Origin of the sequence: Clostridium sp. 1001271B_151109_B4, assembly GCF_015670405.1 — a bacterium.
Taxonomy (GTDB): Bacteria; Bacillota; Clostridia; order Clostridiales; family Clostridiaceae; genus Clostridium.
Genome location: NZ_JADPBQ010000020.1, coordinates 1 through 14,425, shown reverse-complemented (window position 1 = coordinate 14,425; position 14,425 = coordinate 1). Strand labels below are relative to the sequence as shown.

10 protein-coding genes are annotated in these 14,425 nt (G+C 25.9%); 2 read left to right on the top strand and 8 right to left on the bottom strand.

Going from position 1 to position 14,425, the window contains the following annotated elements; all coding sequences use genetic code 11:
• From I4V63_RS12675 to I4V63_RS12665, 3 genes are all read right to left on the bottom strand, one after another.
• The coding region (locus I4V63_RS12675; RefSeq protein ID WP_196001616.1) for a Cna B-type domain-containing protein at nucleotides 1-1,309 on the bottom strand (1,309 nt) is incomplete at its 3' end.
• A 482-nt stretch (nucleotides 1,310-1,791) separates the two neighbouring features.
• On the bottom strand, nucleotides 1,792-1,980 hold the full coding sequence (locus I4V63_RS12670; protein ID WP_196001615.1) for a hypothetical protein: 189 nt from the start codon (nucleotides 1,978-1,980) through the stop codon (nucleotides 1,792-1,794).
• 140 nt (nucleotides 1,981-2,120) lie between these two features.
• Nucleotides 2,121-2,327 (bottom strand): hypothetical protein, encoded by a 207-nt coding sequence (locus I4V63_RS12665; protein ID WP_196001614.1) that lies wholly within the window; start codon nucleotides 2,325-2,327, stop codon nucleotides 2,121-2,123.
• A gap of 190 nt (nucleotides 2,328-2,517) precedes the next feature.
• Between I4V63_RS12665 and I4V63_RS12660 the strand changes: the two genes are divergently transcribed.
• A complete protein-coding gene (locus tag I4V63_RS12660; protein WP_196001613.1) occupies nucleotides 2,518-3,252 on the top strand; it encodes a LytTR family DNA-binding domain-containing protein in 735 nt (244 codons plus the stop codon).
• A 20-nt stretch (nucleotides 3,253-3,272) separates the two neighbouring features.
• The gene (locus I4V63_RS12655) at nucleotides 3,273-5,069 is read left to right on the top strand and encodes a sensor histidine kinase (protein ID WP_196001612.1); all 1,797 of its coding nucleotides are present in this window, start codon (nucleotides 3,273-3,275) and stop codon (nucleotides 5,067-5,069) included.
• 289 nt (nucleotides 5,070-5,358) lie between these two features.
• On the opposite strand, the gene I4V63_RS12650 is transcribed toward I4V63_RS12655, so the two are convergent.
• Genes I4V63_RS12650 through I4V63_RS12630 form a run of 5 tightly spaced genes read right to left on the bottom strand, consistent with a single transcriptional unit; the run spans nucleotide 5,359 to nucleotide 13,998 of the window.
• Nucleotides 5,359-6,420, bottom strand: coding sequence for a glycosyl hydrolase (locus tag I4V63_RS12650; RefSeq protein ID WP_196001611.1), 1,062 nt, complete (start codon nucleotides 6,418-6,420; stop codon nucleotides 5,359-5,361).
• Between the two features lie 34 nt (nucleotides 6,421-6,454).
• Nucleotides 6,455-8,134: a glycoside hydrolase gene (locus I4V63_RS12645; RefSeq protein WP_196001610.1), complete on the bottom strand. Its 1,680-nt coding sequence runs from the start codon at nucleotides 8,132-8,134 to the stop codon at nucleotides 6,455-6,457.
• A 36-nt stretch (nucleotides 8,135-8,170) separates the two neighbouring features.
• Nucleotides 8,171-10,045 (bottom strand): glycosyltransferase, encoded by a 1,875-nt coding sequence (locus I4V63_RS12640; RefSeq protein WP_243280507.1) that lies wholly within the window; start codon nucleotides 10,043-10,045, stop codon nucleotides 8,171-8,173.
• A 27-nt stretch (nucleotides 10,046-10,072) separates the two neighbouring features.
• Complete coding sequence (locus tag I4V63_RS12635; RefSeq protein ID WP_196001609.1) at nucleotides 10,073-12,679, bottom strand: polysaccharide deacetylase family protein; 2,607 nt, start codon at nucleotides 12,677-12,679, stop codon at nucleotides 10,073-10,075.
• Nucleotides 12,680-12,705: 26 nt separating this feature from the next.
• Nucleotides 12,706-13,998 (bottom strand): nucleotide sugar dehydrogenase, encoded by a 1,293-nt coding sequence (locus I4V63_RS12630; protein WP_196001608.1) that lies wholly within the window; start codon nucleotides 13,996-13,998, stop codon nucleotides 12,706-12,708.
• Between the last annotated feature and the right edge of the window lie 427 nt (nucleotides 13,999-14,425).

Genomic DNA, 14,425 nt, shown 5'->3' with positions numbered 1-14,425 from the left:
ATCTAATAGTAGCACTTTGTGCTGCATCTCCTACCCATTTTTTAGTTACAGGAATATCCATAGTTTCTGTATTTGTAATTACGGTAGTTTGATTTTTCTCTTCGTATGTAACATTATAATTAGCTAAATTCCCTATTTCTTCTACTGAATACTTAATTGTACCTTGAGAAGATTTTTCCGGAATACCTTGCCATGTATATGTCCAATTATTGTTTTCATTTAAAACAACTACATTACCGTAAGCTTTATCATCTGCTTTTAATTGTACTTCTATACTATTAGGTCTTAAATTATCTTTATTACTTGAATCGTTCCATTTTTTAACTACAGTATATGATACTTTTTTATCCTCTTTAGCTGTTAATGTAAGCACTCCCTCATTATTTTTAACATCTAATCCAACCAAATCTTGATTAGATGAGTTACTTGCTTTCAAATAAAAAACTTCTGTAGTATCATACTTATACTTAAGATCAATCTGGCTCCCTAATGTCGTAGTTCCATCATAAGTAAAATAAATCTGCATCCCAACAGTTAATGCTCCTGTTACTTCTTGACTTGTAGATGCATTATAAATTTTAATTCCTGACGGTAAAGAGTCAAAAGAAAAACTTCCTGTATAATCCCCTTCAATATTAATTACACCTGTCTTATATGTATCTCCAATCCTTTGAAAAATTGTATCACCTGATAAATTTATGTTTCCACTATATCCATATTTTCCGTAATAAGGACTATCTGGACTTCCTGAATAATAGTGTAAATCATAATCATATGCCTGATCCTTAAGATAAGTTATTACATCTCCCCTTGCTAAATCCCATACGGTCTGTTGAGTAAGATAATTTGCTCGTGAATCATCAACTCTCCATTTTTCTTGAAGTTCTGTTGCATTTGATGGAAAGCCCAAATACAATAAAGTTGCAATCATTTCCTTTGTTGCTGGACTTGCTGGTGTAGCTACATTGGATGAAAAAAAGTTAATCTTTGAATAACCACTAGTTCCATATATAGATGGTTGTGTTTTATCATGTTGATAACAGTAAACAGTCTTTTTCACCCCATTTTCAATGATATAATACCAACCATTATTATTTTTATCATTATATACAGTAATACCTGATTCTTTAAGTAAAGCTTCTTCATTATTTACATTTATAACTGAAGTATCATTTTCCTCACCTTCAACCAATACTTGAGAATTATTAATAGTAGCCTGTACATATACACTTAACTCATTAGTTAATGTACTTAAAATCATTAACATTCCTATTATAAATACTAGACCTTTCCTTATTTTTCTCCTCATAACTTATAACATACCTTCCTTTCTTTATAATATACTAGTTATGCAAAGAATGATTCTAAAGAAATTTAACCCCTCCATTCTTTGTAATTTTATTTATTAAGCTTATAACTAGAAAATACTAATTTATAAAGCTTTATAATGTTACATAATTATTCTAAGAGATTTACTTCAATTTTCTATAATAAATTTATTTATGTTTTTTTTAAAATACATACTTAATAAATTAATACTTTACTTAATCAAACATTAGTGATTTTATTATTTATATATAGAAAAATTATTTTTAGTTGTAAATACTGTTTATATGTTGTAAACACTGTTTTATATGTTGTAAATATAAAATTTATTTAATCTACACTAAAAATATTGTTATTGCAACTATAATTTCAAGTCTTTATCTATTTTGCTTTCTTATAATTATCCTAATTTATAAAATCAATTTAAAATATTTTTTTAATAAAACAATAATAATTAAGATTTTATTATTTATTCAAATTATCTTTATTTCTATCAACATTATCATCAAACTGTAATTCAACATAACTATTTAATATAGCTTTATCTACAACTCTGCTTAATAAAATTACTTCTTCAGTAAGTCCATTTTCTAAATATAACTTACCTAAAATTTTTTTAATTACCTCCAAATCATCATGCTCTAAATAAATCATATACTCTCCATAATTCATAGATTAATATTAAAAACTAAGTATTTCACTACATTACTTATTATTAATCTACTACCCTTTCCTTAGATTTGCTTTTCCTTAAATTTAACTTTATTCTTAAATATGTACTTATAAATTAATTTCTATTTATTACATCTTTTTTCTATAATCCAATTCTCACAAATTACAATTAAATTTATATAATCCCTTTCATCTTCAATTGACATACTTTCCACAAATTCATCAGTTTTTAATTCATAAATATTTATTCTTTTATCATAAATTTCAAATAAATAATTTTCTATTGTAATAAAATTTATATCATTTCTATTTTTTATAACCTTAAACATACCTATTTCCCCCCTTTTTGTTTCAATATATAAAATATAGCTAATTCTCAACTTCTTTAATTATATTTATTTCCCCAAAAAAAGACTTATAACTTGTTGTAAAAGGCTTTTTTTTTGTATTAAACTATATTTTTCCATAAAATTATATTATAATTTTTAATAAATATTGATATTTATAGGAGGTATAGAAATGTTTAATATCTGTATATGTGATGATAATACTGAATTTTTATTAAAGCTAAGTGATAAGATAAATGAAATTTCTTCCAAAAACAATTTAGATGTAAATATTATTAAATATTCTTCTTCCCAAAATCTTATATTTAACATGGATAATGAAATTAATTCTATTGATATATATTTTTTGGATGTATTAATAGATGATCTGACTGGTATAGATTTAGCAAATACAATTAGAAAATATAATTTAACATCTCAAATTATATTTTTAACTTCAAGTAAAGATCATGTCTTTGAAGCATTAGATACTATGCCATTACATTATTTAATAAAGCAAAATTTAGACACAAAAAAATTTGAAGAAGTTTTTATGAGAGCAATAAGCTTAATAAAACCTAGAAAAGATAATCTTTTTCACTACAAGATAGGGCATACTATTGAATGTATAGATAAAAATAAAATTCTATTTTTTGAAATAAGAAATAGAATAGTTACTATGAAATGTATAGATGGAACTAGTATTAATTTTTACTTCACAATGAAAAAATTAATTAACCAAATAAATGATGATAATTTTGTACAAATACATAGATCATTTTTAATAAATACCAATTACATAAAATCAATAATTGGTAAAAACATAATTTGTAATGATGATACTATTCTTCCAATTGGCGAAAAATATATAAAATCGCTAAAATCAAAATATAGCAAATTTTTATTAAATAGCTTTATAGATAGCTAATTTACATAGGAGTAATAACTTTGAAAATTAAATTTAAACATATAATTTACTTATTAATTTTGTTGCTAGGATTGTTTTTTATAGCTATTTCTATTAGATATACTAATAAAGGTTATACTTGTTCCATCACAAACAACTTTTCTAAAGATTGGTTATTAACTATATCAGGAACTAATATCAAGAAAAAAATAAATCTACCTTATTATACAAAAGAAAATACTGCTGAAAATATTATTAGCATTGAAAAACAAATCCCTAATGATTTTATAATAGATCCATATTTAAGAGTGGGATCTTCTCAACAAGAAATTAGAGTTTACTTGGATGATGTTCTTATATACAACTTTGACTCTATGAGAAAGATTAATAATGGTAAAACTGGTGGGGCTGTATGGCTATTAGTTAAATTGCCCAAAGATTGTTTTGGAAAAACTCTTAAAATTGAATTTATATCATCATATAATAAATTATCTGGTAACTTATCTAGAGTTATGCTTAGAAGCAAACCATTAATTTTATCAGAGCTATTTTTCGAAACTCTTCCTAAAGCTATATTATCGTTTTTAACTTTTATTTTAGCTTTTATCTTATTACTTGCTTCTATATTTTATAAAAAAGTTTATGGAATTAATTTTAATGGATATTATTTGTCATTGATTTTTTTATCCATAGCAATTTGGATATTTTCAGAATCACAATTCTTTGTCTTTATATTTAATAACTATTCATTAATTTATTTCCTACAGTTTATTAGTTTATTCTCTTTTCCTGTATTTTTATATAAATACATATTTTTAGAATATAACTTAAATAACAAAAAATTCATTTTTATAATATATAAAATTCATATATACATATTATTAATATTTATGCTACTTCAATTTATAGGATTATCATCATTTTACTTATTACAATGGATTTTTATATTAATATTTTTTATTACAATTTCTATTTGTATAACTATAATCATATTAGAATCTAAAAAAAATAGTCTTTTAAAAATATTAATAAACATTTTAATAATACTATTTATTTCTTTCAATTTAGATTCAATACTTTATGATTTTAAATCCGATATATTTAATATCAGTTTTTTATCATTAGGAACTTTATTAACTGAATTATATATTTTTATAAGTATATTAAAAAATATTTCAAATCTAAAAAAAATAAAAGAAGACAATGATTTTTTAAAGTTACAATTAGATTATCAATTAAAATACTATAATTATATAAAAGAAAAAAATTCAAATATTGCTTCCTATAAACATGATATGTTAAATCATTGGAGCACAGTCTATAACTTAATTGATAATAATAATATTGAAGTTTCTAAAAATTACATATCAAATATTATTGGTAAATTTTCTACTGATAAAAAAATATTAATTGATACTGGTAATCCTGTATTAGATTCTATCTTAACAGAAAAATTAGAAATAGCAAAAAGGCAAAATATAAAACTTTCAACAGATATATTTATAAACAAAAACTTAAAAATTGATTTACTTGATTGCTGTATAATATTTAGTAATATATTAGACAATGCTATTGAGGCTTTATCTAAAGTAAAAAACAACAAGTATTTAGAAATTAAATTAATGTCAAAAGGCAATATATTGATTTGTAAAATAATTAACTCTATTGATAAAAATGTAATTATTAATAAAAACTTTAAAACATCAAAAAAAGACATCAATTCTCATGGTATGGGATTAAAAAATATAAATACCGCTATCCAAAAATATGATGGAGAATTATTTATCAATTATGATGATTTTACATTTACAGTTTCATTTACACTTTTTAATGTTTAATATTATAAAAGAAAGTATATTTAATTATTATAGAGATAAAATATTAGATTTTTCTTCTATATAAATAATCAATATACTAAAATCTAATATTTTATTTTATAAATAAAGAGAGTAGACATGCTTGTAATTATCCAAACATATCTACTCTCTCTATTTATATATAATAAAAAATAATATTAATATAATCTAATAAGTAATCCACTTAATTGCTTAACTTGACATTTATTATTCATGCCTAATCAATAAACACATCATTAATGTATTTACTGGCTTCCATTTTATTAAGGCTCTATCTTGTTTCTCCTAATTTCCAAATAGAAATATTACCTTCCCCTAACTCACTTAATATATCTTCCCAATACTTTAAAGTAACATCATCAGCATACCATACTTCATGATTTACATTACTTTCATCAGTATATTCAAACACATTGCACTTACTATCTTCATCCCTAATTACAGCTACTCCACTATTGTTTTCTAATAACCTTTCAGCTTCTTGCTTTGTTATTGCATTAACTTCTCCATTATTAGCAAAGTCAAAACCACCTGTAGCTAAAGCATATCCCCTATTATCAGAAACTTTTTTCATCTTATCAACAAGCTCAAGTAAAAATTCTCTATTGGCCTTAGGTCCTGGCTCTGTTCCATAGCCATATAAGTTATAACACATCATTATATATTCAGGTCCCTTTGGTAAACTAATTTCATCAACTGGAGTAGATGGTTCTAATAATACCCTTATAGGCAAATTATATTCCTCAGCTTCCTTTATTAACTTTTCTAAGAAATAAATGAACTTATCCCACAGCTTTAAGTCTTTTCTTATTTTTTCATAATCTATTTCTATTCCATCATATCCGCCTTCAATAGCTATATTTATAATTTCATTTACATGATTATCTATAGATTCTTCACTTTCAAAAAGCTCATATAATAATTCAGTATCCTTTAATGTTGACTTCCCATTAGAATAAACCTTGTCATTTACAAAACTAATGTAATTTCCCCAAGACTTTTCTTCATATAACTCATCAATAACTTCTTTAGTTTCAGTAATATTATCTGGAACAAACAGTTTATTATTCTCATCAAAATATGCTGCAAAATAAATTATATTAGAAATTCTATCCTTCCAATATTCTATTTCTTCCTCAAAATCTAAGGTATCCCAATAAGCTAACCATACATTAACTTTTTCAGTAACACCTTCTAATTCACCATTTATTTCTGTAGTCCCTTTTAATTCACTATCTACTTCTGCTTTATTTTCAGCACTATTACATCCAATGAAATACAATACCGATAAAAGGCAAATTCCACTAAGCAATAACCTTGTTAATTTCTTCATATAAAATCCTACCTTAGTATTTTAATAACTACTTTTACAATGTTTCAATAAACCAATTTACGATATTAAGCCAAATATTTTTTGCAACATTTGCAATCTTTTCAAACCCTTTATATCTATTATCATATAATATTTCATCAGTATCAGAGTCAATTACATATAGCTTTTCAAATACCCCATCATAAACATCATCAACAAGATTACGCTGACTATATCCATAATCACCCCATGCTGACTCTAAATAAATATATCCAGAATCAATAACTTCTGTATTACAATTGACAATTACTTCATCTACTACAACTTCTACAGTATTACCATTTAACTTAATTTGTAGATTTCTAGTTGCTGGAGTATTTATTTGAATATCCTTATCTGCATATTCATCACTTATTGGTAATTCTTTTTCATATAAAGTAACTTCACTACCATTAACACATTGATATACATATAAAATATTATTAATTATCTGAACCTTAATATAATTTTGCATATCCTCATCAGCTCTTAAATATACAGCTTGTGATCCAATCATATTCCCTGTTAATATAGTATTTAAATTAACATTCTTATAATTTTCACTATCTTTAAGCTTAATTAACCCAGAATCCTTTGAAAGTGATGTTAATGCTATAACATCGCCTCTATATTCTGTTGCTCCCTTAAGATCCTCCCAATACTTTCCTCTATCTTCATCACCATACTCAAACTTAATATCTTCATTAGTATCATCCTTAATTCTCATTAATAAATGATTAGGATACCAATATGGCTGTGGTTGCATTCTAGTTAAGTCATATATATTATTTTCTTCATTATTATAAGAATAACCTTCACGATTATAATTTATATCAAATAACTCCCTAATATTTTTTTCGTTAACTTTACTAACATTATTATTATTTCCAAACATTCCTGTGTTTGCATGCATTAAAACATGTAATTTAGGTACATATCCTATCCCATCTAAATATCTTTCCTTTAATAATTCATAATCAGTCGTTATACGTGTCTTCATTTGAGTATAAGTTTCCTTAGGTATCCCCTTTTCATCTCTTATATAATCCATAAGATAATGATTATAGTTACGCGCTAGCTTATCCATCATTTCAGTATATTCTAAAGAGTTTAATTCTCCAACATATTCATCATTTTTATCAAAAACATTAATATAAGAAAGTCTATATCCATTGGTTCCAAGTTCCCAATATGTACTTTCTTCTAACTCTAATAAGTCCTTTGGTACTAAGAACTTAGGATCCTTATTATCAAACTTCTCTGGATAAGTAAGAATAGTTGCCTTAAAATTATATTTTTCCATTATTTTTTGTGCAAATATAGCTGTTCCTCTATATCCATCTTCAAACATTAAAAACAATGCCTTGTTAGGCAGATCTTTTCCATGCTTATAATAATCAATTATATCTTGCTGAGTAATTGTAACATATCCATTTTCATATAAGGTTTTTAAATGTTCCTCTAAATGCTCAGTAGATATAACAGTATTTGAGCCTGTCCTGTTTGTTCCAAAATAAGATAAAGCTACAAATCCATTTTCATCCTTCTTTTCTGTAGTAACATCATACTCTACATAACTTGTTGTGGAAAATAAGGTTTTTATAACTAAAACTAAAAGTCCTAGTAAAATAACTCCTTCAATTGTACCTCTTATTACCTTTATATAATCCTTTTTTGAGTTAAATTTATAATTCATATTATTCACCATTTATATAAAATTTATAGTTTGTACTTATATAGATTCCCCCATATAAGAATCATCATTAATAGTATTTTTCTTAGTTCTTCCTTTACATTTTCTGCTCTTTGCTTCTTCTTTTCTTCTTTTCTCTTCTATATCACTTGGCGTCATTCTTGTGCCCCATGTAGACTTCCAGAACGTCACCCATGCAACAGGCATTTGCCATAATAATATAGCCTCATAGAATAAGCAAAATACTAATCCAAATAACCAAGTTGTGCTTTTTCTTAATCTTAACTGAGTTATACTCATAAGCATTGCCATCATTAAAAGTCCAATAATAAAAGTTGTAGGGAAAATATTATATGAAAATGGTACAATTATTAAATTATAAACAACTATTATTGGAGCTAAAATTGGTACTAATAATCCCATATAAAAAGTTACTGCTGCAAAGGGTTCTTTTCTCCACATAAACCTTCCTGCAATTAAAGATTCTCTAAGCCAAGACCTCTTCCATCTCATTTGTTGCTTTAAAAACACCTTATATTTATTAGGAACAACAGTTGAACAAACAGCAGTATCTTGATAGCCTGTTCTATGCTTCATTAAAACAAAGTTTGTCATAGCTCTATCATCACCAAATGTTGCTTTTTGACCTAAAAAGCTTTGATTTAACCACTCATCAGTTTTTTCTATAACTATATCTCTTCTATAGCATGCTAATGGACCTGATAAACATGTTACAGCATCAAAACGAGCTTCTGCTGCCTTCATAATACGAAAGGCAATATAATATCTAACTGATTGCATCTTTGTTAATACATTAGTATAAGTATTTGCAACATCTGTTCTTCCTGCAACTCCGCCCATTTTAGGATCCTTAAAAGGTTGAACTAAATTTCTAATTGCATCAGGAGCTAAGAAACTATCAGAATCAACAAAAACTAAAAGTTCATGGTTAGCTTCCTTTGCTCCAACAGCTAATGCCTCTCTCTTCCCAGCATTTTGCTCTTGAACAATATATGTTAATCGTTCCTTAACCTTATATCTTTCATCTTCATTTATTAATTTTTCTACTATTTCCTTTATTTTTTCCACTGACTTGTCATTTGAACAATCATCAATTACTATTACTTGTAACTTATCAATTGGATAATCTTGATTAATACAACTAAGAATAGTTTGTTGAATCCACTGTTCTTCATTAAAACAAGGAATTAAAATAGTTACTCCTGGAGTATATTCAGGATCAACCTTTATAGGTCTATACATGGCTCCCCAAATATATCTACTTAATAAAAACGAAGCAGTTATAATACTATATAAATACATCCATCTATTAAACTTAAAATAAAGTACACTTTCAATTCTCATAAAGATAATAAACAAAGTAACAAAAGCTAATAATAAACTTGATATAAGAATTGTATACTTTCCTTTATATCTATCCTTAATCTCTCTAAGACTCTTATCAAACTTAACTCCAATATAAATATCATCACCATTAACTGCTGTTCTTATATAACTAGACTTGATTTTAACCTTCATCTCATAGCCTTCTGGCATAGTCCCTGGAATTATCTTAAACTTTAAAATTATCTTGCTAGATTTTTCAAGTATATCACGATATTTTTTATCGCTAATTTTTAGGAGCATACCTGTAGTTGAAACATTAACTCCCTTACATTTAAAAGTAGTTTTTTTAAGATTATTTGAATAACTTATTACAGTAACTTTATATTCTACACTATATCTAACCTTATCCTCTTTATCACACTCACCTAAAACACTACCTCTTCTCTCCTTACCTGAACGAGTTTTTTTAGGATCTGGGACATGAGATAATAATCTTCTATCACTACTTAATTTAAGTAAAATATCACTTTGCTCTTTATCCATCCTCGATTTGATACTTTTAAACATGCTACCTCCCTCCAAAGTTATAAAGTTTTACTTTAAATAATCACTAATTCTTCCAAACTTATAACCTTGTGATAAATAATATGGTATTATCGTATCTAATGCTTCTGCTGTAAACTGTGCTTGATCAGACATATGCATAACTAAAACAGTTCCTGGTTTAATTTTAATTGCCTCATCTTCTCCAGTTACAATACCATTTTTTAATTTATCAATTAATTGTTCAGCACTTTTAGCCTCATAGTCCTGTGTTGTAAAATCTCCTGAAATTACATAATTAAATCCAGAATCAAATACACTCATTAATCCTTTTTTACTTACTGCCAGTGTTGGTGGTCTAAAATATGCTTGTAATGCAGGCCTTCCATCAATATAAATATCACCTATAATCCTTTGTAGTCTGTCATAAGAAAGTATTACATCATCTTGTAGAACCTTTGCTTCTTCATCACTAAGTTCTGTAAATACCCCTTGATTTTCAGTAGTATTACTTAACAAAAGATGATTATTTGAATGACTTGCTATATCATGACCAGCTAATGCAATTGTACGTAATAAGCTTGGATTATCATTAATATAATTGGTACGAACAAAAAATGTTGCTTTTACATCATACTTATCTAAAACATAAAGTAATTTATTAATTGACACATCTGAACCCCAGTCATCAAAGCTTAAGAAAATAGTCTTATCATCAGTAAACCTACCACTATAATCTAAAAGCTCAATTTCTTCCTTTGTAAATCCTGGTAATGACTCTGTATCTTTAGCATAAGGGCTACCTATATACCTTTTAGAAATGTATCCTATAGGGTCTTCAACATTTTCCAATGTTCCTTTTTTAATCCTATTTAATACATCTGGTAGTATTTCAGAATCAGTAAGTGGATAATTAAATATATATTCACTTGTAGCTAATTTACCTAATGTTTCAAATCCATATCCATTATTCTTAACACCATTATCTATATAGCCAATAGTATCAACTTTGTCAGATTTTATTATTTCTACAAGGTTCCCAATTATAGTATTATCATTATAATAATCCATTCTAAAGTAAACTATATATCCCTTATGTAATGATTGGTTTCCTAAATGAAATATATTATTTATAACATCATCAATAGTTCCATCTTTTCCAACACGTGATGTTGCTACAGATAAATTATCACCAATAACTTTACAGCTAGTTGCGCTTATTGCCTCTAATGCTTCATCAGAATACTTAACTTCATATGGATACCTAACTAGACTTGCATCTTGATTAAATTTACTCTTTATATAACTTTTAATCTTTAAAATGCTCTTTGCGACAGATAAATAATCTTTACCTGTACTTTCAACTAACATAATTTGAAGTTCATGTCCATTATTAACTATTTCTTTTATTTGATTTTCATTTTTATTTATATCATTTTCACTTACAAAGAACGTAGCTTTTATATTTTGTGCATTTAATTTATTTAAAACATCTTGTAAAACAGTAGTATTACTTATTCCATAAAAACTATACCCAACAGCCGGTTGTATAGTATATATATCTCCATCTTCCACTGCCTTTTTTCCATTATTTTCAACTCTAAGTTCATTAGCTTTATTTATGTAATATTCATCTAAGCTTATTGGAGTTACATAATCAAAATCATCATTAGAAGATGTTTGTCCATTGTTAGAAGTTGATTGATTTTTTTTGTTATTATAATAATAAGATTCATTAACAGTATTATTAATGATAATATTCTCACTATTATCAAGTTCACCATACTTTGAAAGTTCATCACAACTTACCACATTATAATTTAATTCATTTATTGCTTTTACAATCCATTCAACAACCATAATAAGTCTTTCTTCTTCATCAAGTTCATTTAATGGATTTTCTACAATAGTTCCCTGCATATCTTCTGCTGGCTTTTCATCCTGAATATATTCAGTATCATCTAACTCTCCATCTAATTTAACTGTAATCATAGCTCCCTTTGGAATTTTACTTATATAAGCTAATGTTTGCTCATATGAATTAAAACTTCTATAATTTAATATATACTTACTTTTAACAACTGTTTCATTTCCACTAACATAAGCCGCCTTTAATACATCATCTGTATAGTTAGTTGAATTACAATATAATAAAATAGACTCATTTTTATTAATCCACTTTTGTATTATCTTATTAGAACGAATAAAGGAATCAACTAAATCTTCACTAGTATATGACTCCATTTTATTTTCACCTAACAATCCATTGCTTCCAACCTTATGGTCTTCATTCTTTAGCCTTTCAAATATATCATTATTTTCTGCAGCTAATATTCCTGGAATAAAAAATGTACTTTTTGTTTTATACTTATTTAATATATCTAAAACTTTATCATTTGTTTCTGGTGTAGATAATCCAACAAAATTAAGTGCCATAACTTTTTTGGATGTACTAACATCACCTATTATATTGGCCTTTTTATCAGTATTAGCTAATTTCTCTAATGCTTTTTTAATAGCTTTATCAGCATCATATATTATATAATCTTTTTTCTCAGCTTTATTTATATTTCTATTTTCAAAAATTTTAAAACCTACTATTGATACTATAATAATTATAGCTACTATTCCTAGTATCTTTAGTTTATTATGCCTCATGGCTGTCCCCCTAAATACTACTTATTTTATAAACTCCAATAAACAAATCCTTGCTCTTCTGCCTCTACTTTATTTATTAAAGATTTAATATCAATTAATACTTTGTTTTCATCAGAATATAATTCCTTAATCTTCTTTAAATCTAATCTTTTATAATCATCATGTGCAACAGCTAAGATTAAACAATCTAAATATTTTAATTCATTAAAATCAACTAGTTCTATATTGTACTTTTCACTTACTTCTTCCTTATTTGCCATATAATCAACAACTATACAATTAGTTGAATACTCCCTTAATTCATTAATTATATCTATTACTTTTGTATTTCTAACATCAGTGCAGTTTTCCTTAAAAGTTATTCCTAATATTCCAATTCTAGCTCCATTTATTCTTTTATTTGATTTAATCATTTGCTTTATAGTTTCATCAGCAATAAATTTTCCCATCCCATCATTTATTCTTCTTCCAGAAGCTATTATTTGAGAACTATACCCTAACTGCTCTCCCTTATAAGTTAAATAATATGGATCTACCCCTATGCAGTGTCCTCCAACAAGACCTGGATTAAACCTAATAAAGTTCCACTTAGTTGCTGCTGCATCTAAAACAGACTTAGTATTTATGCCCATTTTATTAAATATCATTGATAACTCATTTACAAAAGCAATATTAACATCTCTTTGTGAATTTTCTATAACTTTTGCAGCTTCAGCAACCTTAATACTTTCAGCCCTATATACTCCAGCTTCAATAATCATTTCATAAGTCTTAGCTATTATATCTAAGCTTTCTTCATCCATTCCCGAAACTATTTTAACTATTTTTTCTAATGTATTAACCTTATCACCTGGATTTATTCTTTCTGGAGAATATCCTATCTTAAAGTCTTCTCCACATTTTAATCCTGATTCACGCTCTAATATAGGTGCACAAATCTCTTCCGTTACCCCTGGATATACTGTTGATTCAAATACAACTATTGAACCCCTTTTTAAATTTCTCCCAACTATTTCACTTGCACCAATTACAAGCCTTAAGTCAGGAGTTTTATCTCCATTTATTGGAGTAGGTACAGCAACTATATGAAATTTTGCTTCTTTTAATTTTTCTTCATCATATGTAAATTCTACTTTAGATTCCCTTAATGAGTCATTTCCAACCTCATTAGTTACATCTATACCATTAATGTATTTATTTATCTTTTCCTTATTGACATCAAAGCCAATAACATCCACTTTTTTTGAAAATGCAATTGCTAAAGGCATTCCAACATACCCTAATCCTATTACAGCAATCTTAAAATCATTTTTCAACATTACACCAACCCCATTCTTTAATATTTAAGTTTAATGTTAGCATTATTGTATATTTATTGCTTTGAAAACTTTAAATTTACCAATTATATAGTACCAAAATATAGTTTATATTACAATTATTCGCTATATTGAAATTAAAATATTTTCATATGGACTTAAACATTATACATTTATATCAATATTTTAATAATCATAAACTAATATCTTACCTCTGATTTGAAAACTATGTATTTCTGATAATTTTAAAAGTTGTCCCCAGATTCTTTACAAATATAATTTTCTATAAAATGAAAAGAAGGGGCTGTCGCTATTTTAGTGTTATATTAAAAAAATAGATTACTATTGATTTTAAAGTAAAAGTGAGTATTATCGAAATTTTTTCGATAATACTCACTTTTTATTCATATGGAAAAATAATGAATTAAAA

Excerpts from the sequence above, each read along its gene's own strand:
- I4V63_RS12670 (WP_196001615.1), bottom strand. The coding sequence starts at position 1,980 with ATGATTTATTTAGAGCATGATGATTTGGAGGTAATTAAAAAAATTTTA.
- I4V63_RS12665 (WP_196001614.1), bottom strand. The coding sequence starts at position 2,327 with ATGTTTAAGGTTATAAAAAATAGAAATGATATAAATTTTATTACAATA.
- I4V63_RS12660 (WP_196001613.1), top strand. The coding sequence starts at position 2,518 with ATGTTTAATATCTGTATATGTGATGATAATACTGAATTTTTATTAAAG.
- I4V63_RS12650 (WP_196001611.1), bottom strand. The coding sequence starts at position 6,420 with ATGAAGAAATTAACAAGGTTATTGCTTAGTGGAATTTGCCTTTTATCG.
- I4V63_RS12645 (WP_196001610.1), bottom strand. The coding sequence starts at position 8,134 with ATGAATTATAAATTTAACTCAAAAAAGGATTATATAAAGGTAATAAGA.
- I4V63_RS12640 (WP_243280507.1), bottom strand. The coding sequence starts at position 10,045 with ATGTTTAAAAGTATCAAATCGAGGATGGATAAAGAGCAAAGTGATATT.
- I4V63_RS12635 (WP_196001609.1), bottom strand. The coding sequence starts at position 12,679 with ATGAGGCATAATAAACTAAAGATACTAGGAATAGTAGCTATAATTATT.
- I4V63_RS12630 (WP_196001608.1), bottom strand. The coding sequence starts at position 13,998 with ATGTTGAAAAATGATTTTAAGATTGCTGTAATAGGATTAGGGTATGTT.